The organism is Pseudomonas abietaniphila (assembly GCF_039697315.1).
Lineage (GTDB): Bacteria > Pseudomonadota > Gammaproteobacteria > Pseudomonadales > Pseudomonadaceae > Aquipseudomonas > Aquipseudomonas abietaniphila_B.
Map to the genome: position 1 here is coordinate 4,100,666 of NZ_CP155619.1, position 20,667 is coordinate 4,121,332.

Sequence of the window (20,667 nt, forward strand, 5' to 3'; positions counted from 1 at the left end):
CATGGGTATTGATCTTCCACTGATCTGGGCCGTGATCATCATCTTCGGCATCATGATGTACGTCATCATGGACGGCTTCGACCTCGGGATCGGCATTCTCTTCCCGTTCATGAAGGACAAAACCGACCGGGACGTGATGATGAACACCGTCGCTCCCGTCTGGGACGGCAATGAAACCTGGCTGGTCCTGGGCGGCGCTGCGCTGTTCGGTGCCTTCCCTCTGGCCTATTCGGTGGTGCTCGAAGCGCTTTATCTGCCGCTGATCTTCATGCTCATCGGGCTGATTTTCCGCGGCGTGGCGTTCGAGTTCCGTTTCAAGGCCACCGACGCCAAGCGTCACCTCTGGGACAAAGCGTTCATCGGCGGTTCGCTGGTGGCGACGTTCTTCCAGGGCGTGGCACTGGGCGCGTTCATCGACGGGATTCCAGTGGTCAACCGCGCTTATGCCGGGGGCGGACTGGATTGGCTGACACCGTTCTCACTGTTCTGCGGCCTGGCGCTGATCGTGGCCTACGCATTGCTCGGCTGCACCTGGCTGATCATGAAGACCGAAGGCGGTCTGCAGAAGGCGATGCACGACCTGGCCCGTCCTCTGGCGATTGCGACGCTGGTGGTGATGGGCATCGTCAGCCTGTGGACGCCGCTGGCGCATCAGGACATCGCCGACCGCTGGTTCAGCGTGCCGAACCTGTTCTGGTTCATGCCGGTCCCTGCACTGGTCCTGGTGACCATGTACGGGCTGTTCAAGGCGGTCGAGCGTAATGCGAACTACGCGCCGTTCCTGCTGACGCTGGTGCTGATCTTCCTGGGTTATAGCGGTCTGGGCATCAGCCTGTGGCCGAATATCGTGCCACCGTCGATCTCGATCTGGGACGCCGCTTCGCCACCGCAAAGCCAGGGCTTCATTCTGGTCGGGACGCTGTTCATCATCCCGTTCATCCTGGGTTACACCTTCTGGAGCTACTACGTGTTCCGTGGCAAGGTCACTCACGAAGACGGTTACCACTAGTCGGCGTCGGCCCCGATTTGATATCGGGGCCGGTTTCCTGAAAGAAGAGGGCTGAGCGATGTCCGGTAAAGAATCCTTTCACGACAAACCTGCGCACGAAGAAGACCCCGCGCGCAAGTCGCCGCTCTGGAAGCGCATCGGCTGGCTGTTGACCATCTGGGCGGGGAGTGTGTTCGTACTGTTCATATTCGCCAGCCTGCTGCGCATGTTCATGACAGCGGCGGGGATGAAGTCGCATTGACTGTTTTTTGCGCAATAAAAAACCCGCTTCGGCGGGTTTTTTCAGGTTTGGCGCCCTGACCGCGCAGGATACTTGTAGGAGCGCGCTTGCCCGCGATTACGGTGTGCCAGTCACCATTGAAGGTGGCCGGCTTCATGCATCGCCGGCAAGCGCACTCCTACAATCCAGTCATTAAAATCATTTGCGCGCTTTGAGAATGACGAACTTCGGCGTCGCCGCCACTTGCTCAACCCCTCGAAACAACCGCGCCAACTTGCTGTGATAACCCAGGTGGCGGTTACCGACGATGTACAGCGCTCCGCCCGTCACCAGCGCAGAACGCGCCTGCTGGAACATGCGCCACGCCAGAAAATCGCCGACCACTTGTTGCTGGTGAAACGGCGGGTTGCACAGCACTACGTCCAGTGAATCCGGCTCTTGCCCCGCGAGGCCGTCGCCCGCGCGGATCACCGCCTCACGATCACCCAGCGCCAGCTGCCAGTTTTCCTGAGCGGACTGCACCGCCATGAACGACTCGTCCACCAGCGTGTAGTGCGCGTCAGGGTTGGCCAACGCACTGGCAATTGCCAACACACCATTACCGCACCCCAGGTCCGCGACGCGCGCGGCGCCCAGGTCTTTCGGCAGATGCGGCAAGAACGCCCGGGTGCCGATATCCAGACCGTCACGGCAGAACACGTTCGCGTGGTTAATCAGCTCGATCTTCGGCTCGTCCAGCCTATAGCGCGTCGGGAACGGCGAGGGCTGGAAGTCTTTTGCCTCCGGTGTGCAGAACAGCAGGCGTGCCTTTTTCACCGCCAGCGAGGCCTGCACCGGGCCAATGTACTCTTCCATCAACTCACCCGCCGAACGAGGCAGATGTTTGATCATCCCGGCGGCGACCACTTTGGCGTTCGGCGCCAGTTGCCCTTGCAGGCGAATCAATTGCTCTTCAAGCAGAGCGAGGGTCTTGGGCACGCGAATCAGTACCCAGTCGAACGGACCGGTCAGTGGCTCGCTGGCGGGAATCACCGGGACCGCATCGTACGCCTGACCGTTACGCACCAGGTTCTTTTCCAGCGCCTGAACCCCCAGAAAGGAGTCCGTGCTGCTGAAGACCGCCGCGTGCGGAGCGAGGCTTGCGGCAAGGGCGCCGAAGTTGTCGTTTAGGATCAGCACCCGGGTCTGCAACGTCAGGCCCTGTTCAGCGACGTGGTTGAGCAGGTATTCGTCGGCGGCGTCGAATGCCTGCAAGGGTTCATCCGACTGCTCCGGCTGGCGAATCAGGTCGAGCTCGGCGAAAGGCGTGGTAAGCAGGGGCATGTGCAGGAAATGTCCATTCGTTGGCGACGCGGTCAGGCGCTCGGCGGGTGTCATGTAAGCGCCGTTTCAACCGGACTCACGAAACCAGCGATTTTACGTGTTTTTCGGCCTTTCGCGCCCGAGGTTTTTTCGCCGTCGCCTGTGAATCGCCCCATGTCCCGCGTTATCAGAATACCCCGTGCAGCGCCGCCTGTACGACGGCCGAGGTCTTGTTCGTGACGCCCATTTTGCGAATGGCGCTGCCGATGTGGAAGTTCACCGTTCGCAGCTTCAGGTCCAGGATCATCGCCACTTCAGCCGCGGTCTTTCCCTCCGCGGACCACTTGAGTATCTCTGCCTCCCGTAGTGTCAGCCCCTTGTGGGACAGTGGGGCGGCCTCTGTCAGTTGAGGTGACGCCAGTGTCTGATGTTCCATCGCAAGCCTCCATGCCTGATCTTACTGACTGCCGTTTTGATTGAAGTCTAGGAAAAAAATCATTTTGCGGGCGGGCATCGGCCATGGGCTGCTGACGAGCGGGGCAATTCGGCGGCGTTCATGTTTTTTTAAAAGCTGGTGTTAATCAGTGTGTTATCGCTCCATTTGGGGGCGGCAATCGTTGATGGCGATAACGGTGATTGCGAAATGCTCTAAAAATACGCTTCCTGCCATCCGGCCCGGTAAGTGGATACCACTACAAACCTGCGGTGTTTATCGCGGCCGGTTTGCGGGAAACTGAGTGCTCTTGATTGAGTGACAGGAGCCAGGAGCGCCCAATGACCGCCAGTGCAGAGAAATTCACCCGGCAAACGCTGCTGGACGTGACGCCGTTGACACCTAGCCTGTTCACCTTTCGTACGACTCGCGATCCGGGTTTCCGCTTCACCGCAGGCCAATTCGCACGGCTTGGCGTAACCAAAGCTGATGGCAGCACCGTGTGGCGGGCCTATTCGGTCGTGTCGTCGCCGTTCGACGAGTTCCTGGAGTTCTTCTCGATCGTGGTGCCGGGGGGCGAATTCACTAGCGAACTGAGCGGCCTGCACGCGGGCGATACGCTGATGGTGGAAAAGCAGGCGGTGGGATACCTGACGCTCGACCGGTTCACCGACGGCCGGGATCTGTGGATGTTGTCCACAGGCACGGGCGTGGCGCCGTTTCTGTCGATCCTCCAGGACTTCGAAGTGTGGGAAAAATTCGAGCGCATCATCCTGGTGTACAGCGCCCGTGAGGCGAAAGAACTGGCGTATCAGGAACTGATTGCCGAGCTGACTCAGCGCGACTATCTGGCCGAATACGCGCACAAGTTTCAGTTCATTGCCATCGTGACCCGCGAACAACATCCGGGCGCGCTGCACGGGCGGATTACCACGCTGATCGAAAATGGCGAGCTGGAGAAGGCTGCCGGTGTGGCGCTTTCACCTGAGCATTCGCGGGTCATGATCTGCGGCAATCCGCAGATGATCGACGACACCCGCGCACTGCTCAAAACCCGCGACATGCGCCTGGCCCTGACGCGCAAGCCGGGGCAGATTGCGGTGGAGAATTATTGGTAGGGCAGGTGTCAGCAGGCGGACAGAGTCACTGTGGGAGCGAGTTCATTCGCGAGAGGCCGTTACATCCGCTAGAAATTCTGCGTCTGATCGTCCGCATCGCAAATGAATTCGCTACCACAAGGTTTCTCGCCGAGCACACGGGCTGTGGCAGAAGCCTTTTGCTTAAACCAACCGATCAGGATTCACAGACAGCGGCGCAGCTGGCTTGCTGTTCTGCTCTTTGAGCAGGTCTCGGATTTCGGTCAGCAGGGTTTCCTGCGGTGTTGGAACCGGTGGCACGGTTGGGGCTTTGGCCTCTTCACGTTTCAGGCGATTGATAGCCTTCACGCCCATGAAGATGGCGAACGCGACGATGATGAAGTCGATCACGGTCTGGATGAATTTGCCGTAGGCCAGCACCACGGCCGGTGCCGTACCTTCCGCGCCTCTTAAAGTGATCGCCAGATCACTGAAGTCCACGCCGCCGATCAGCAAACCGAGGGGAGGCATGATTACATCGCCGACGAACGACGAAACGATCTTGCCGAATGCCGCGCCGATGATGATACCGACGGCCATGTCGACGACGTTTCCTTTTACGGCAAAGGCTTTGAACTCGCTAAGTACGCTCATGGTGTATTCCTTTGTTACAGATGAGGGTGGTGGATGCAGTGTAAGTCAGCTACACGGATCCCGCGTAATCCATGCAATCGACCGGCTCTGGTCGGGTTAGTTTTACTGAATGACTCAAAAAGGTGGCTCGCGCTCCCTGCACACGCAGGCGTTTGAGCCTTGGGGTATGATTGCCCCTTTTTTGCGGCGGGGGTTTCATGGCCAAGGCCAAACGCATGTATGGCTGCACCGAGTGCGGCGCGACCTTTCCCAAATGGGCCGGGCAATGCGGCGAATGCGGCGCCTGGAACACCCTGGTCGAGACCGTCATTGAAGGCGGCGGCGCAGCGGCCCCGAGCGGGCGGGCGGGCTGGACCGGCCAGCAGGCGCAGATCAAGACCCTGGCCGAAGTCAGCGTCGAGGAGATCCCGCGCTTCTCTACCAACTCGGCGGAGCTGGACCGCGTGCTCGGCGGAGGTCTGGTGGATGGCTCGGTGGTGTTGATCGGCGGTGATCCCGGGATCGGCAAATCGACAATCCTGTTGCAGACCCTGTGCGCCATCGCCGAGCGCATGCCTGCGCTGTACGTCACCGGTGAAGAGTCGCAGCAGCAAGTCGCCATGCGCGCCCGACGCCTCGGGTTGCCTCAGGACAAACTGCGAGTGATGACCGAAACCTGCATCGAAAGCATCATTGCCACGGCGCGGGTCGAGCAGCCGAAAGTCATGGTGATCGACTCGATCCAGACCATTTTCACCGAGCAGCTGCAGTCAGCGCCGGGCGGCGTCTCGCAAGTCCGCGAAAGTGCGGCGTTGTTGGTCCGCTATGCGAAACAGAGCGGGACGGCGATTTTCCTCGTCGGCCACGTCACCAAGGAAGGCGCGCTGGCCGGTCCACGCGTCCTCGAACACATGGTCGACACGGTGCTGTATTTCGAGGGCGAGTCGGATGGGCGTCTGCGCTTGTTGCGCGCGGTGAAAAACCGCTTCGGCGCCGTCAACGAATTGGGCGTCTTCGGTATGACCGACAAGGGCCTGAAAGAAGTCTCCAATCCCTCGGCGATCTTTCTGACCCGTGCGCAGGAAGCGGTCGCGGGGAGCGTGGTCATGGCGACGTGGGAAGGCACGCGCCCGATGCTGGTGGAAGTGCAGGCATTGGTGGATGACAGTCACCTGTCCAACCCGCGCCGGGTCACGCTGGGTCTGGATCAGAACCGTCTGGCCATGCTGCTGGCGGTCCTGCACCGCCACGGCGGCATTCCGACCCACGATCAAGACGTGTTCCTAAACGTGGTCGGCGGCGTAAAGGTACTGGAGACCGCGTCCGACCTCGCGTTGATGGCTGCGGTCATGTCCAGCCTGCGCAACCGCGCATTGCCGGGTGATTTGCTGGTGTTTGGGGAAGTCGGTCTGTCGGGCGAAGTGCGCCCGGTGCCCAGCGGACAGGAGCGCTTGAAGGAGGCGGCCAAGCACGGTTTCAAACGCGCCATCGTGCCCAAGGGCAACGCGCCCAAAGAATCACCGCCGGGGCTGACCGTGATCGCCGTGACACGGCTCGATCAGGCGCTGGATGCGTTGTTTGAGGAGTAAGTCGGGACAGGGCTTGCTGCGGACTGCCTAAATGGACTCAAGACCTGTGGGAGCGAGCTTGCTCGCGAATGCAGTGGGTCAGTCGACGTCTTTTTTTCTGACCTGTCGCTTTCGCGAGCAAGCTCGCTCCCACAGGTGCTATGCGCATCCGATGCCTTCGTTCGCTGATCAAACCTCAATCAACGCCGCCAGCTCCCGCTCCAGTTCGTCGTGATCGGCCAGGTTCAGTTCGATCAACCGGCGCAGGTGGGTCACCGATTCCAGTCCGATGTGTTCACACACGAACCCCAGGTGATTGTGATCGTCGTGGCTCAGTCGCACCTCCATCTGCACATCGATATCGACGTTCAAATGAATATCAACGATTAACGGCTCGTCGGGATTGCCCTGCCAGGGTGAGGGCCGTTCGATCAGCAGGCCTTTGAGCGACAAGTCGATCAGGTGAACGGGCCAGGTCTTGGGGCCCTGAGTCAGTTCGGTCTTGGCATCGAACGAAATGCGTTTAAAACGTCGGCGGTCTTCGTGGGAATCTGTCATAAGTCGACTTCTCCTTGGCTGCTTTGACTATAGGCCAAAACCACCGCTAGACCATTGTGGGGGTGGCCTTTCGCTTCAGCAGCGCTAAACTCTGGAGGCTGCTCACACAAGTCCACTCAGCTGGAAATAAAAAAAAATGAAAAACAATAATAGTCTGCTGCGCCACGTGCCCTGGCTGATTGTTGCGATTCTTGGGGCCTGGGCCCTGGGAGTGGTTGCATTGCGTCGGGGAGAGGCAATCAACGCACTCTGGATCGTGGTCGCCGCGGTCGCTATCTATCTGGTCGCTTATCGCTACTACAGTCTGTTCATCGCCACCCGCGTCATGCAACTTGACCCGACACGGGCCACGCCCGCGGTGCTGAACAACGACGGTCTGGACTATGTGCCAACCAACAAACACATTCTGTTCGGTCACCACTTCGCCGCAATCGCCGGTGCAGGTCCGCTCGTCGGCCCGGTGCTGGCAGCGCAGATGGGCTACCTGCCCGGCACGCTCTGGCTTATAGCCGGTGTGGTACTGGCCGGTGCGGTTCAGGACTTCATGATCCTGTTCCTGTCCACCCGCCGTAACGGCCGTTCGCTGGGCGACATGGTCCGTGAGGAAATGGGCCGCATTCCTGGCACCATCGCCTTGTTCGGCTGCTTCCTGATCATGATCATCATCCTCGCGGTGCTGGCGCTGATCGTGGTCAAGGCCCTGGCCGAGAGCCCGTGGGGCATGTTCACGGTCATGGCGACGATTCCGATTGCGATGTTCATGGGCATTTACATGCGCTACATCCGCCCGGGCCGCATTGGCGAAATCTCCGTGGTGGGCGTCGTGCTGTTGCTGCTGTCGATCTGGGTCGGTGGCCAAGTGGCTGCGAGCCCTGAGTGGGCGCCGCTGTTTACCTTCACAGGCGTGCAAATCACCTGGATGCTGGTCGGTTACGGCTTTGTGGCCGCCATGCTGCCGGTCTGGCTGGTGCTGGCGCCACGCGATTACCTGTCGACCTTCCTGAAAATCGGCACCATCGTCGCGCTGGCGATCGGGATTCTGATTCTGGCGCCTGAGCTGAAAATGCCAGCCCTGACCCAGTTCACCGACGGTACTGGTCCGGTCTGGAAAGGCACGCTTTTCCCATTCCTGTTCATCACCATCGCCTGCGGTGCCGTATCAGGCTTCCATGCGCTGATTTCTTCGGGCACCACGCCGAAACTGCTGGATAACGAAGTCAACGCCCGTTACATCGGTTACGGCGGCATGTTGATGGAATCCTTCGTCGCCATCATGGCCATGGTCGCGGCCTCCGTCATCGAACCAGGCGTTTACTTCGCCATGAACAGCCCGGCGGCGATCGTTGGCACCGACGTCAACGCGGTTGCACAGATGGTCAGCAGTTGGGGCTTTGTGATTACCCCGGATCAACTGATCGCAACGGCCAAGGACATCGGTGAGAACACCGTTCTGGCCCGGGCTGGCGGTGCTCCGACGCTGGCCGTCGGTATCGCGCAGATCCTGCACCAGGCATTCCCTGGCCAGAACACCATGGCGTTCTGGTACCACTTCGCGATCCTGTTCGAAGCCTTGTTCATCCTGACAGCCGTTGACGCCGGTACCCGTGCCGGTCGTTTCATGCTGCAAGACCTGCTCGGCAGCTTCGTGCCTTCGCTCAAACGCACCGAGTCCTGGACCGCCAACGTGATTGGCACCGGTGGTTGCGTGGCGCTGTGGGGTTATCTGCTGTATCAAGGCGTGATCGATCCGCTGGGCGGCATCAACACCCTGTGGCCGCTGTTCGGTATCTCCAACCAGATGCTGGCGGGTATCGCGCTGATGCTGGCGACTGTCGTGCTGATCAAAATGAAGCGTCAGCAGTACGTGTGGGTCACGATCCTGCCTGCCTCTTGGCTGCTGATCTGCACCGTAACCGCGGGCTTCATCAAGCTGTTCGACCCAAGCCCGGCCGTAGGTTTCCTGGCCTTGGCGAAGAAGTACAGCACGGCAGCCGACGCCGGTCAGGTGCTGGCCCCGGCCAAGACCATGGACCAGATGCAGCACGTGATCTTCAACGCGTACACCAACGCGGCGCTGACCACCCTGTTCCTGTTCGTGGTGCTGAGCATCCTGTTCTACGCCATCAAGGTAGGCCGCGCGGCCTGGACCAAGAAAGAGCGTACCGACAAGGAAGCGCCATTCCAGGCCTTCCCGAAAGCCAACTGAGTGCGCTGTGAGGCGAGGAGCTGTGTATGTTCAATGACCTGAATCGTTTGGGTAAGTATCTGGGTCAGGCGGCGCGCCTTATGGTGGGCATGCCGGACTACGACAACTACGTCGAACATATGCAGAACAAGCACCCCGACAAGCCTGTGATGACGTACGAGGCGTTCTTTCGGGAACGCCAGGACGCGCGTTACGGCGGCAAGGGTGGGCCCAAGTGCTGTTGATGGGCTGATGCTGTAAAGCAGGTTTGAATAGCGCGCCACGCCTGTCGTGGCGCGTTTTCGTTTGGATACTTCTATTGTTTGTGCCGACGTGTCGCGAATGAATTCGCTCCCACAGAGAGAGCGTCGGCGCGCATCTGAAAGCAGGAGAACGCATGACCGTTTCGCAACCCATTCCCGTCACCGTCCTGAGTGGTTTTCTCGGCGCGGGCAAGACCACGTTGCTGCGTCACCTGCTCAAGGAAGAGCACGGCCTGAAAATCGCCGTGATCGAAAATGAGTTCAGTGACGCAGGCGTCGACACGCAATTGCTGGGCGATGAGCCCGTGCAGGTGATGACCCTGTCCAATGGCTGTGTGTGCTGCACCATCCATACCGACCTGACCAAGGCGCTGTTCCTGCTGCTGGAGCGTCTGGACAGCGGTGAAATCGCGTTCGACCGTCTGGTGATCGAATGCACCGGCCTGGCCGATCCGGCGCCGGTGGCACAAACCTTCTTCATCGATGAGGAGCTGCGCGAGCGCTATATCCTCGACGGCATCATCACGCTGGTCGACGCCGCCCACGCTGACACGCATCTGGAACAGACCATTGCCCAGGCACAAATCGGTTTCGCCGACCGCCTGCTGGTGAGCAAGACCGATCTGGTGGACGAGGCGACCTTCGAGGCCCTGAGTCAGCGTCTGGCCCGTATCAACCGTCGCGCGCCGATTCGCATCGTCAAGCACGGCAAGATCGATCTGGCCGAACTGCTCGATGTGCGCGGTTTCAACCTGAACGCCGACATCGGCGGCATGACCCTGCGTCCGGCAGCGCCTGCGGGCCGTTCGATCGACCGTATCAGCAGCCTGGTCCTGCGCAGCGACAAGGCGCTGGATCTCGACAAGCTCAGCGAGTTCATGAACGAACTGCTTGAAGACCACGGCAAACAACTGCTGCGCTACAAAGGCGTGCTGAACATCGCGGGCGAAGCGCGCAAGCTGGTGTTTCAAGGCGTGCTGAAGCTGTACGGCTTTGATTTCGACGTGGAATGGGCCGAAGGCGAAACCCGTGAGAGTGTGATCGTGTTCATTGCCGATGAGCTGCCGGAAGAGAAGATCAGGGAAGGATTTGCGAAGGTGGCGGCTGGCTGACATTTTCGGTTTTACACGATCTCCTGTGGGAGCGAGCTTGCTCGAAAGCGGTGAGTCATTCACCCTTGGTGTATCTGATCCACCGCATTCGCGGCCGTCGTAACCTCCGACTGCTCCCACAGGTTGATCTTCCCCCGTCAGCCACAAAAAAGCCCGGCTAAAGAGCCGGGCTTTTCATGCAACCGCTACTGCGTCAGATCACGCGCCGTAAACCGGCAGCTTGGCGCAGATGGCTTTGACTTTCTCACGAACGGCGTCAATCACCGCTTCGTTGTTCAGGTCAGCCAGGATGTCGCAGATCCAGCCAGCCAGTTCCTTGCACTCTGCTTCCTTGAAGCCGCGAGTGGTCACAGCCGGTGTGCCGAAGCGCAGGCCGGAGGTGACGAACGGGGAGCGTGGGTCGTTCGGTACGGAGTTCTTGTTCACGGTGATGAAGGCCTTGCCCAACGCGGCGTCGGCGTCTTTACCGGAGATGTCCTGTTTGATCAGGGACAGCAGGAACAGGTGGTTCTCGGTACCGCCGGAGACCACGTCGAAACCACGCTCGATGAACACCGAAGCCATGGCCTTGGCGTTCTTCACCACTTGTTGCTGGTAAGTTTTGAACTCAGGCTGCAGTGCTTCCTTGAAGCAGATCGCTTTGGCGGCGATGACGTGCTCCAGAGGACCGCCCTGGCCGCCAGGGAACACGGCGGAGTTCAGCTTCTTCTCGATCTCGGCGTTGGCGCGCGCCAGGATCAGGCCGCCACGTGGACCGCGCAGGGTTTTGTGCGTGGTGGTGGTGACGACGTCAGCGAAAGGAACCGGGTTCGGGTAGACGCCAGCGGCAACCAGACCGGCCACGTGGGCCATGTCTACGAACAGGTACGCACCGACTTTGTCAGCGATGGCGCGGAAGCGTGGGAAGTCCAGGATCTGCGAGTAGGCGGAGAAACCCGCGACGATCATTTTTGGCTTGTGTTCTACCGCCAGACGCTCGACTTCGTCGTAGTTGATCAGGCCGTTGCCGTCGATGCCGTATTGAACAGCGTTGTACAGCTTGCCGGAGGAGGAAACGCTGGCGCCGTGAGTCAGGTGACCGCCGTGAGCCAGGCTCATGCCCAGAATGGTGTCGCCTGCGTTCAGCAGGGCCAGGTAAACGGCGCTGTTGGCCTGGGAGCCGGCGTGTGGCTGAACGTTGGCGTAATCGGCGCCGAACAGCTCTTTGGCGCGGTCGATGGCCAGTTGCTCAACGATGTCGACGTATTCGCAGCCGCCGTAGTAACGCTTGCCTGGGTAACCTTCGGCGTACTTGTTGGTCAGTACCGAACCCTGGGCTTCCATGACAGCCGGGCTTGTGTAGTTTTCCGAGGCGATCAGCTCGATGTGCTCTTCCTGGCGCTTGGCTTCTTGTTCCATAGCGGCATACAGGTCGGAGTCGTACTTGGCGATAGTCAAATTACGGCTGAACATGGCGGGTCCTCGGGGATCAGGCGGTAGAAAAGGGGGGCATTCTACCCCATCGCGTTTTATCTGGCATATGAAAGCAGGTCATGTGCCTGATGAGCGGAATGCAGTTTCAAGCCACACGCTTCAAGCCGAGCGCGTGACGGCGTCTGCTTGCGGCTTATGGCTTGAAGGTTGTGGCTGCTGTCAGTCAATCATGAACAGCGCATCGTTGCTGAACTGCGCTTCGAACCGCGAGGCCGGCATCGGCCGCCCGAACAGGTATCCCTGCACTTCGTCGCAGCCGTGTTCGCGCAGGAATTCCAGTTGTTCGTGGGTTTCCACGCCCTCCGCGATGACCGCCAGGTTGAGGCTGTGGGCCATGGCGATGATCGCGCGGGCGATCTGTGCGTCCTGTTCGCCGGAAGGCAAACCGTCGACAAAGGTGCGGTCGATCTTCAGCACATCGATCGGGAATTGCTTGAGGTAGTTCAGCGAGGAATAGCCGGTGCCGAAGTCGTCGACCGCGATGCTCAGGCCCAGGCGCTTGAGGCCGTCCAGGATCTGCATCGCTTCGCTGACCTCGCGCATCAGGATGCTTTCGGTCAGCTCCAGTTCCAGGCAGGCCGGCGGCAGGCCGGTTTCCTGAAGGATATTGGCGATGCGCATGCCCAACTGCCCATCGGAGAACTGCCGCGCGGAAATGTTGACCGAGACCTTCGGCACGCGGACCTTCGCCTTGTGCCATTCGCGCAACTGCTGACAGGCCTCCTTGAGCACCCACTCGCCGACTTCAACCACCAGCCCGAGCTCTTCGAGCACCGGAATGAAGTCGCCCGGCGGTACCAGGCCGCGACGGGGATGACGCCACCGCAACAGGGCTTCTGCGCCGGTCAGGCGTTTGCCGTCGCCGCTGAACTGCGGCTGGTAGTACAAAGTGAACTCTTCTTGCTCCAGCGCGTGGCGCAGGTCGCTTTCCAGTTCCAGACGCTCCAGGGCGCTGGCGTTCATGTCGGCTTGATAGAACTGGAAGTTGTTCTTGCCGCGCTCCTTGGCGTGATACATCGCCGTGTCGGCGTTCTTCATCAACTGGCTCAGCTCGCTGCCGTCCTGCGGGCTCAGCGCGATCCCGATACTGGCGGTCACGAAGAACTCACGGCCTTCCAGCACGAAAGGTTTTACCAGGCTGGCGAGGATCTGCTCGGCCACATGAATGGCGCGGGTCAGCGCGGCCTGTTGCGTGGCGCCGGGCTGCAACAGCAAGGTGAACTCGTCGCCGCCCATGCGCGCAACGGTATCGTCGTCGGCCACGCACGCCAGCAGGCGTGTCGCCATTTCCTTGAGCATGCGGTCGCCCGCAGCGTGCCCGAGGGAGTCGTTGATCGGTTTGAAGCGGTCCAGATCGAGGAACATCAAGACCACCCAGGCATGCTGGCGCTCGGCGTGTTGCAACGCGGTGTGCAGACGGTCCTGGAACAGCGTGCGGTTGGGCAGGTGGGTCAGGGCGTCGTAGTAGGCGAGCCGGTGAATGCGCTGTTCGCTGGCCTTGCGCTCGCTGATGTCGCTGAAGAAACACACGTAGCTCGCCAGGTCGCCTTCGTCGTCAAACACGGCCGTGATGCCGACCCACGCCGGGTAATGTTCGCCATCGCGTCGCTTGAGCCACAACTCACCCTCCCAACTGCCGCGCTGGTGCAGTTGTTTGAGGATGTAACCCATGTGGGCTTCCTGCTGGTCTTCGACGGTCAGCATCATCGGCAACTGGTCGAGCACTTGCGCGACGGCATAGCCGCTGACGCGACTGAACGCGTCGTTGGCCTGGACGATATAACCGGCCGGGTCGGTGATCAGAATCGCGGAGGTCGAGTGTTCGAATACGGTCGCGGCCATGCGCAGGTCTTTTTCAGCGCGGCGCTGCTGACTGATATCGCGGCCGACCCCGAGAATGCCTTCGAACGCTCCGGCTTCGTCCCACACGAGAACCAGACGCAGCTCGACGGGAATCTTGCGGCCGTCGGCGCGCAGGCAGTCAAACAGAAACAGTTGCGTCGTCACTTCACTGCGCAGCGCCGCCAGGGACTCAGGCTTGCCCAGACCTCTGCGAACCCGGTGCAGCAAGGCATAGAGCCCCGCCAGCTGTTGAGGGTTGGCAATGATCGAATTCCAGCCGTTTTGCAGAATCCAGTCGGAGGTATAACCCAGCACGGCGTTGACCGAAGGGCTGACGTAGTTGGGTTTCAGTGTCTGATCGGTGGAGAAGATCACGTCGCTGATGCTTTCCGCCAGCATGCGGTAGCGCTGCTCGCTGTCGCGCAGCGATTGACTGGCTTCGACCTGCTCGGTGATGTCCTTGGCCACGCCGATGATGCGAGTGACCCGACCGTTCTTGTCCGGCGCCAGTGCCTGCTCGCGAATATCGAAACGGCGCCACCCGCCTCGGCGGTCGCGAAAGCGCAGTTGGCATTCGGTCATTCCGCTGTCGCTTTGTTGGGTCCAGTTCAAGCGCATATGTTCATAGCACTCGGTGTCTTCAGGGTGCAGCAGTATCTCCCAGAAGTATTCCCCCATTTGCTGCAGATCTTCCCGGGTGTAGCCCAGGGTCTGCCCCAAATGATGGTTGCTGTAAATCATTCGCCGCGTGGTGATGTCCTGAACGTATAGATGATCGGGAACGGTGCGCACCACGTCCGACCAGAAGCTTTCACGCTCCTGCAACGCCAGCTCGGTCTGCTTGCGATTGGTGATGTCGTTGATGCTCAGGATGACGGCATTGAAGTCTTCCGGCTGCTCGGGCAGGCGCACGACCAGCCACAAGTGCTGGTCGTGGCCGTCGGCATCGGGCAGCAGGATTTCCAGCTCAAGCTGTGGCAGGCCGTCGAGCACCGCGCTGATCAACTGCACGCCAATGCCTGTACTCGACCGGGGACAGCCCTCGATCAACTGCTGCCAGACTTTTTCGGCGGATTCTGCACGCAGCAGGCTTGAGGCGACCTGATTGACCTCGGTGATGCGCAACTGGTGTAACAGGCCCTTGAGCTGGACTGGACGATGGATCAGGCGCTGGCTCAATTCTTCGCTGCTGCTCAGCTGTAGTTGTCTCAGGTATTCGGGCAGGCCCGAGAGATCGAGAACACAAAGCGCGACGCCGGTGCCCTCGAAGATGTCTTGGTAGCGGCGACGGCTTTCATGCAGCTGCAGTTGGCGGCGTCTCAAGCTGCGCAACGCCAGCAGAGGCACGATGGAGCAGAGCAGGGCGATCAGGCATTTGGCTACCAACGGTGCGGCCAAGGCCTGACGCGCTTTGTTAGCATCGAACAGCCCGCGCAGTTGCCAGTCACTGTTGGTCAGCGGTTCGAGCAGCACGGTCTGCGGATCACTGCCGACGGCTTCTGCGCCAGCCGCTTGTCCCTGATAGATGAGACGGTGTGTCGTACGGTTTTCCAGTTGCCAGCCTGGCTGATAGTCCTGATCGCTTTGTCGGGTCAGGGACGTGAGGGCTGACGTGTCCAGACGGATCGCCCAATAGCCTTCGCTTTCGCTGCCCGGTTGACGAACGAACAGGTAAATCAGCGAACCGTCTTCGGCGTCGGCGTAATAGTAGGTGCGGCCTTGAATGCGCTTGTGCTGGCCAGTCAAAAAACCGGCGTCCTGACGTCCCTGCTCGCTGTCGCCGATGACGTTGGATTGGCTGTCGAGCCAGGCGACGCTGCGCAGACCGGGGATCGATTGACGCAGGCGATCCAGTGTTGCGGTCAGTTGTTCGCGGGGCTGCGGGCTACCCTTGGCGTCATCCAGCACGTTAAGCGCAACCTGAGCGTTCAGCGCCATGTTCAGGCTCAAGCGGTCGGCCAGCTGAATGCTGTAGTCGACGCTGCGTTGACGCTGACGCTCCTGCGTCTGTTGAAACTGTTCAACCAGTTGCCATAACAACAACACGAGCATCAGCAACACCAGCACCGCCAGCGCGCCTTTCAGCGAGCCACGAAAAGGCGTAGCCGTCGCAGTTTTCGACGAGCGCAAGGGCGGTGTGGGGGTTGATGTGGACAAACTGTGATCCTGACTGCTGGACTGAATCAGCGTGTGCGAAATGCACTATAAGCTCGACGCCCAAAGGGCGGCTAGCATGCCTTGACTTGTGGCTAAGTGCCAGTCCCATTGGGCTGCACGGTTTGCCCTGTCGACTGCATTCGGGTAGCTTTGCGCCACGCGCGGGATGCCCGATTTCTGCAAGCGTTACGCAATGCCTGCAAACATTGCTCCAGCTTTATTACCGGTGCTCGGAAGTTTTGCCGCAGCTATTCTGGTCAAGCCTTCATCAATTCAAGGCCCGGATGCGCCCGACGGCAAGTTGCAAGGTCATTAAAAAGCTGTTTTTGCGACAGAGCACCGGGTTTCTCCCGGCCGCTCGCGCCTTTATTCACAGTCATAACCAGGTTTTCATTCCATGGCTCAATACGTCTTCACCATGCATCGGCTGAGCAAAGTTGTTCCGCCGAAGCGGGAAATCCTGAAAAACATCTCCCTGTCGTTCTTCCCGGGCGCCAAGATCGGTGTGCTCGGTCTCAACGGTTCGGGTAAATCCACGCTGCTGAAAATCATGGCCGGTGTCGACACCGAGTTTGACGGTGAAGCACGCCCGATGCCCGAGCTGAACATCGGCTACCTGCCGCAGGAACCTCAGCTGGACCCGACCAAGACTGTTCGTGAAGTGGTCGAGGAAGCGGTCAGCGTGATCAAAGACGCCCAGGCGCGTCTGGACGAGGTCTACGCTGCCTACGCAGAACCGGATGCCGACTTCGACAAGCTGGCCGCCGAACAGGCGAAGCTGGAAGCCATCCTGCAGGCCAGCGATGGCCACAACCTCGAGCGTCAACTGGAAGTCGCCGCCGATGCGCTGCGTCTGCCCGCCTGGGACGCCAAGGTCGAGCACCTGTCCGGTGGTGAGAAGCGTCGTGTGGCCCTGTGCCGTCTGCTGCTGTCGGCACCTGACATGCTGCTGCTCGACGAACCGACCAACCACCTGGACGCCGATTCCGTTGCATGGCTTGAGCACTTCCTGCACGACTTCCCAGGCACCGTGGTCGCGATCACGCACGACCGTTACTTCCTGGACAACGTCGCCGGCTGGATTCTGGAACTCGACCGCGGCGCCGGTATTCCTTACGAGGGCAACTATTCGGGTTGGCTCGAAGCCAAGTCCGATCGTCTGGCCCAGGAATCCAAGCAGCAATCCGCTCACGAAAAGGCCATGAAGGAAGAACTGGAGTGGGTGCGCAAAGGCGCCAAGGCTCGTCAGTCGAAATCCAAGGCCCGTCTGCAACGCTTCGAAGAAATGCAGTCGCAGGAATTCCAGAAGCGCAGCGAAACCAACGAAATCTACATCCCGGCCGGCCCGCGTCTGGGCGACAAGGTCATCGAATTCAAGAACGTCACCAAGGGCTACGGCGATCGCGTATTGATCGACAACCTGTCGTTCTCGATGCCTAAAGGCGCCATCGTCGGCGTGATCGGTGGTAACGGTGCCGGTAAGTCGACCCTGTTCCGCATGCTGATGGGCAAGGAACAGCCGGATTCAGGCTCCATCGAGATCGGTGAAACCGTGCAACTGGCGTGCGTCGATCAGAGCCGTGACGACCTGGACGGCAGCAAGACGGTGTTTGCACAGATTTCCGATGGCTCCGATCAGATCAAGATCGGCAACTATGAAATCCCGTCGCGCACCTATGTCGGCCGTTTCAACTTCAAGGGCGGCGATCAGCAGAAGTTCGTCAAAGACCTCTCCGGTGGTGAACGCGGTCGCTTGCACTTGGCGCTGACCCTGAAAGAGGGCGGTAACGTCCTGCTGCTCGACGAACCGTCCAACGACCTCGACGTCGAAACCTTGCGTTCCCTGGAAGAAGCGCTGCTGGACTTCCCGGGCGCCGCCATTGTGATCTCCCACGATCGGTGGTTCCTTGACCGCGTCGCGACCCACATCCTGGCGTACGAAGACGACTCCCAAGCCGTGTTCTTCGAAGGCAACTACACCGAGTACGAAGCCGATCGCAAGAAGCGTCTGGGTGACGCCGCTGCCCAACCGCACCGCGTGCGCCACAAGAAACTGGCCTGATTCAGGCGAGTGTCATGAAAACGGAGCCCTCGGGCTCCGTTTTTTTTACGTGTGCGGTCGGTCGCTGATGCGCGTAATTCCCACATATTGGAATGCGCCCATATCTGCGCATTGACGCGGTACCTGTGGGAGACGTCCGAGGTTACGAGGGCAGCGAATGCGGTGGGTCCGGTGAAGGAAATGTCAGCTGACCTGCAAGAACGTTTTGAGGTATCTCTAACACCTGGAAGCTCCGGCAACGAGGGTTTGCGGGTTCATCAACCATCCGCCTCAATCTGCACAACCTCAATCACCTGATCGCCGACGGGCCGTTTCCAGCTGACTTCATCCCCGACTTCCGCACCCAGCAGCGCCTTGCCCAACGGAGATGCCCAGTTGATCAACTGACTCGTCGCATCGGCCTGATCTTCCCCTACCAACTGGACACGCTGTTGGTTGTCCTGCTCATCGGCAAAGGTCACCCAGCTGCCGATCTGCACCTTCTCCGTGGACACCGCAGGTGAGACCACTTGAGCACTCTGCAGGCGCTGATTGAAGTAGCGCAGGTCCCTCTCGATATCGGCCAGACGCTGTTTGTCGGCGTTCTCGCCACGCGCGGATTGTTCGCTGTGTTGCGCCTGCAATGACACGACGTGGGCCTGCAACTGAGCAAGACCACTTGCCGTCACGTAATTCGGTTGTTCGCTGACCTGTCGCTCGACCGGCTGGCTTGCCTGCGCGGCAGCGTTGTCTTCGTTGACGAAGGCCCGACTCATGATGTGCTCCCTTATTCACGTTCATGAAAGTTGGGCCATGATCGCATCCGATAAGTTTCGCCAAATGTCCCGCAACGACGTGAACGTCAGTGAGAGCGATAAGCCTTGGCGGCGCCTTGGGTCTTCTGTTGCTCCCAGGCCCGGTCCCGGTCGTTCCAGATACTGTCTCGGCCCTGATCCTGAATAGAGCGGTTTTCCAGTTGGGCCTGGCACTGGCGGAATCCGTCGCCCCAACCCTGCGCATAAATCGTGTCACGCAAATAGCGCGGCACGTCCTTTTTGTATTGCCCTTTCATGATATCCACGGACTGCCGACCACTCCCGCAGCCATCCTGAAAACCATCGGCAAAGGCCGGTGGGTAACCTTCGGCCAATAACTGGTCGTGGGTAGACTGACATCCGGCGACAACCAAGCAGCACCACAGCACAACCCAACGCGTATTCATTTCCGTGTCCTCGACTGATGTTAAAAGTCTAGAAGCGCATCTGTGAGTTATGTGTAAAAGCGTTGTGAGAAATCCATTAACCGATGCCCGGTACAGCGCGATTAGTTCCGGATTTCCGCCTGACGGATCAAGAAGCTGAAAAAACTTTTAGTAATTTTCCTGTCGACGGCCTGAGAAGATTCAGGGTTGTTAAACTGTCCAGCTGCGCGAAACTGCTTAGGAAGATGAATGAACCTGCGAACGATCCTGATCCTTGGCGCACTCAGCGCTTTCGGCCCATTGGCCATCGATTTTTATTTGCCCGGTTTTCCGGCCATTGCATTGGCGTTCGCAACGGATGAACAACACGTTCAGTTGACCCTGGCTTCTTACTTCCTCGGCTTGAGCATCGGTCAACTGGTTTACGGACCGATCGCTGACCGTTTCGGCCGACGCCTGCCGCTGTTGTTCGGCGTGGGCTTGTTCACACTGGCGTCGCTCGCCTGCGCGTTCGCGCCGAGCCTTGAGTGGCTGATTGCGGCCCGATTCGTTCAGGCGTTGGGTGGGTGCGCCGGCATGGTGCTGTCGCGGGCCATTGTCAGTGACAAATGTTCCCCCGTTGAGTCGGCGAAAGTGTTTTCGCAGCTGATGCTGGTGATGGGACTGGCCCCGATTCTGGCGCCGATGCTCGGCGGCCTGCTGGTGAATGTGTACGGCTGGCAGACGATCTTCATGACCCTGACCCTGTTCAGCGCAATGACGGCGGCGGCGGTGGCCTGGGGACTCCCGGAAAGCATGCCCGCCGGGCATCCGCGGCTGCCGTTGTCCGGCGCGCTGGGTTCCTACTGGCGCCTGTTCGGAGACCGGATTTTTCTGGGCCATGCATTGACCGGCGGCATCGCGATGGCCGGGATGTTTTCCTACATCGCCGGTTCGCCGTTCGTGTTCATCAAGCTGTACGGCGTTCCGGCCGAACATTACGGCTGGCTGTTCGGTACAAACGCGGCAGGCTTCATCCTGGTCGCACAGGTCAACGCCCGCCTGGTGGGCCGTTTCGGGCCCGCGTGGTTGCTGTCGCGGATGGTCTGGCTTTACCTCACCGCTGCACTGGTGTTGCTCGGGATCGCCTCGCTGCATACCGAGAAGCTCTGGCCGCTGCTGGTTCCGCTGTTTGTCTACATTGCCAGTCTGGGGTGCATTATCCCCAATGCGTCGGCGTGCGCGATGGCCGGGCAGGGCAAACGTGCCGGCAGCGCGTCGGCCCTGCTGGGATGCCTTCAGTTCAGTGTGGCTGCAGGCGCGGCGGCGTTGGTCGGTGTGTTGCATGACGGCACCGCCGTGCCCATGGCGACGGTCATCACCGGGTGTGGTGTTCTGGCCGTGAGTCTGGCTTTGGTCACGCGGCGTGCACAGCTGAAACGCGATGCGCTCACCCAGCATGTTGACGTACGACTGTAACGCCCGTTCGGCGACGTGATGACGTTGCCGAACCCTTCCCATCGCAGGCAGATAAACGCGGAGTCAAATACACCGCCTGTCTTTGATGTGCGAATGAATTGGATTTCGCCGCAGTTGTTTACTACTTAAAAAATAG

General features: G+C 59.9%; 17 protein-coding genes. 9 read left to right on the forward strand and 8 right to left on the reverse strand.

The features are described from left to right. Position 1 precedes the first annotated feature (1 nt). Together cydB and ABDX87_RS18155 are read left to right on the forward strand one after the other, a co-directional pair. On the forward strand, positions 2–1,009 hold the full coding sequence (gene cydB, locus ABDX87_RS18150) for a cytochrome d ubiquinol oxidase subunit II (protein WP_346829123.1): 1,008 nt from the start codon (positions 2–4) through the stop codon (positions 1,007–1,009). A gap of 58 nt (positions 1,010–1,067) precedes the next feature. Next, on the forward strand, positions 1,068–1,250 hold the full coding sequence (locus ABDX87_RS18155) for a DUF2474 domain-containing protein (RefSeq protein WP_346829124.1): 183 nt from the start codon (positions 1,068–1,070) through the stop codon (positions 1,248–1,250). A gap of 177 nt (positions 1,251–1,427) precedes the next feature. Here ABDX87_RS18155 and ABDX87_RS18160 read toward each other — a convergent pair whose 3' ends face one another. After that, positions 1,428–2,552 carry a class I SAM-dependent methyltransferase gene (locus tag ABDX87_RS18160; protein ID WP_346829125.1) on the reverse strand — a complete coding sequence of 375 codons (1,125 nt, stop codon included), beginning with the start codon at positions 2,550–2,552 and terminating at the stop codon, positions 1,428–1,430. 166 nt (positions 2,553–2,718) lie between these two features. After that, on the reverse strand, positions 2,719–2,967 hold the full coding sequence (locus tag ABDX87_RS18165; protein ID WP_346829126.1) for a helix-turn-helix domain-containing protein: 249 nt from the start codon (positions 2,965–2,967) through the stop codon (positions 2,719–2,721). A 338-nt stretch (positions 2,968–3,305) separates the two neighbouring features. Here ABDX87_RS18165 and ABDX87_RS18170 point away from each other — a divergent pair, with 338 nt between their 5' ends. After that, positions 3,306–4,082, forward strand: a complete 777-nt coding sequence (locus ABDX87_RS18170) for a ferredoxin--NADP reductase (RefSeq protein ID WP_346829127.1) — start codon at positions 3,306–3,308, stop codon at positions 4,080–4,082. A gap of 162 nt (positions 4,083–4,244) precedes the next feature. Here ABDX87_RS18170 and mscL read toward each other — a convergent pair whose 3' ends face one another. Continuing rightward, entirely contained in the window at positions 4,245–4,694 is a 450-nt protein-coding gene (gene mscL / locus ABDX87_RS18175; protein WP_346829128.1) for a large-conductance mechanosensitive channel protein MscL, read from the reverse strand. A gap of 197 nt (positions 4,695–4,891) precedes the next feature. Here mscL and radA point away from each other — a divergent pair, with 197 nt between their 5' ends. Continuing rightward, positions 4,892–6,262: a DNA repair protein RadA gene (gene radA, locus ABDX87_RS18180; RefSeq protein WP_346829129.1), complete on the forward strand. Its 1,371-nt coding sequence runs from the start codon at positions 4,892–4,894 to the stop codon at positions 6,260–6,262. Between the two features lie 168 nt (positions 6,263–6,430). On the opposite strand, the gene ABDX87_RS18185 is transcribed toward radA, so the two are convergent. Continuing rightward, the gene (locus ABDX87_RS18185; RefSeq protein WP_346829130.1) at positions 6,431–6,799 is read right to left on the reverse strand and encodes a PilZ domain-containing protein; all 369 of its coding nucleotides are present in this window, start codon (positions 6,797–6,799) and stop codon (positions 6,431–6,433) included. 136 nt (positions 6,800–6,935) lie between these two features. Here ABDX87_RS18185 and ABDX87_RS18190 point away from each other — a divergent pair, with 136 nt between their 5' ends. The 3 genes from ABDX87_RS18190 (at position 6,936) to yjiA (ending at position 10,359) form a co-directional block, all read left to right on the forward strand. Then, on the forward strand, positions 6,936–9,005 hold the full coding sequence (locus ABDX87_RS18190; RefSeq protein WP_346829131.1) for a carbon starvation CstA family protein: 2,070 nt from the start codon (positions 6,936–6,938) through the stop codon (positions 9,003–9,005). Between the two features lie 26 nt (positions 9,006–9,031). Next, the gene (locus ABDX87_RS18195) at positions 9,032–9,229 is read left to right on the forward strand and encodes a YbdD/YjiX family protein (RefSeq protein WP_074756223.1); all 198 of its coding nucleotides are present in this window, start codon (positions 9,032–9,034) and stop codon (positions 9,227–9,229) included. A 152-nt stretch (positions 9,230–9,381) separates the two neighbouring features. Further along, complete coding sequence (gene yjiA, locus ABDX87_RS18200; RefSeq protein ID WP_346829132.1) at positions 9,382–10,359, forward strand: GTPase; 978 nt, start codon at positions 9,382–9,384, stop codon at positions 10,357–10,359. 198 nt (positions 10,360–10,557) lie between these two features. Here the strand turns inward: yjiA and glyA are convergent, their stop codons facing one another. Both glyA and ABDX87_RS18210 read right to left on the reverse strand, forming a co-directional pair. Further along, positions 10,558–11,811, reverse strand: coding sequence for a serine hydroxymethyltransferase (gene glyA, locus ABDX87_RS18205; RefSeq protein WP_346829133.1), 1,254 nt, complete (start codon positions 11,809–11,811; stop codon positions 10,558–10,560). A 180-nt stretch (positions 11,812–11,991) separates the two neighbouring features. Next, positions 11,992–15,831 (reverse strand): EAL domain-containing protein, encoded by a 3,840-nt coding sequence (locus tag ABDX87_RS18210; RefSeq protein ID WP_431061160.1) that lies wholly within the window; start codon positions 15,829–15,831, stop codon positions 11,992–11,994. 397 nt (positions 15,832–16,228) lie between these two features. Here ABDX87_RS18210 and ettA point away from each other — a divergent pair, with 397 nt between their 5' ends. Further along, complete coding sequence (gene ettA, locus ABDX87_RS18215; RefSeq protein ID WP_346829134.1) at positions 16,229–17,893, forward strand: energy-dependent translational throttle protein EttA; 1,665 nt, start codon at positions 16,229–16,231, stop codon at positions 17,891–17,893. A gap of 257 nt (positions 17,894–18,150) precedes the next feature. Here the strand turns inward: ettA and ABDX87_RS18220 are convergent, their stop codons facing one another. Together ABDX87_RS18220 and ABDX87_RS18225 are read right to left on the reverse strand one after the other, a co-directional pair. After that, entirely contained in the window at positions 18,151–18,648 is a 498-nt protein-coding gene (locus ABDX87_RS18220; RefSeq protein WP_346829135.1) for a GreA/GreB family elongation factor, read from the reverse strand. Positions 18,649–18,734: 86 nt separating this feature from the next. Then, positions 18,735–19,094, reverse strand: a complete 360-nt coding sequence (locus ABDX87_RS18225) for a hypothetical protein (RefSeq protein WP_346829136.1) — start codon at positions 19,092–19,094, stop codon at positions 18,735–18,737. A 228-nt stretch (positions 19,095–19,322) separates the two neighbouring features. On the opposite strand from ABDX87_RS18225, the gene ABDX87_RS18230 reads away from it, so the two are divergent. Next, positions 19,323–20,531: a multidrug effflux MFS transporter gene (locus tag ABDX87_RS18230; protein WP_346829137.1), complete on the forward strand. Its 1,209-nt coding sequence runs from the start codon at positions 19,323–19,325 to the stop codon at positions 20,529–20,531. The last annotated feature ends 136 nt before the right edge of the window (positions 20,532–20,667 follow it).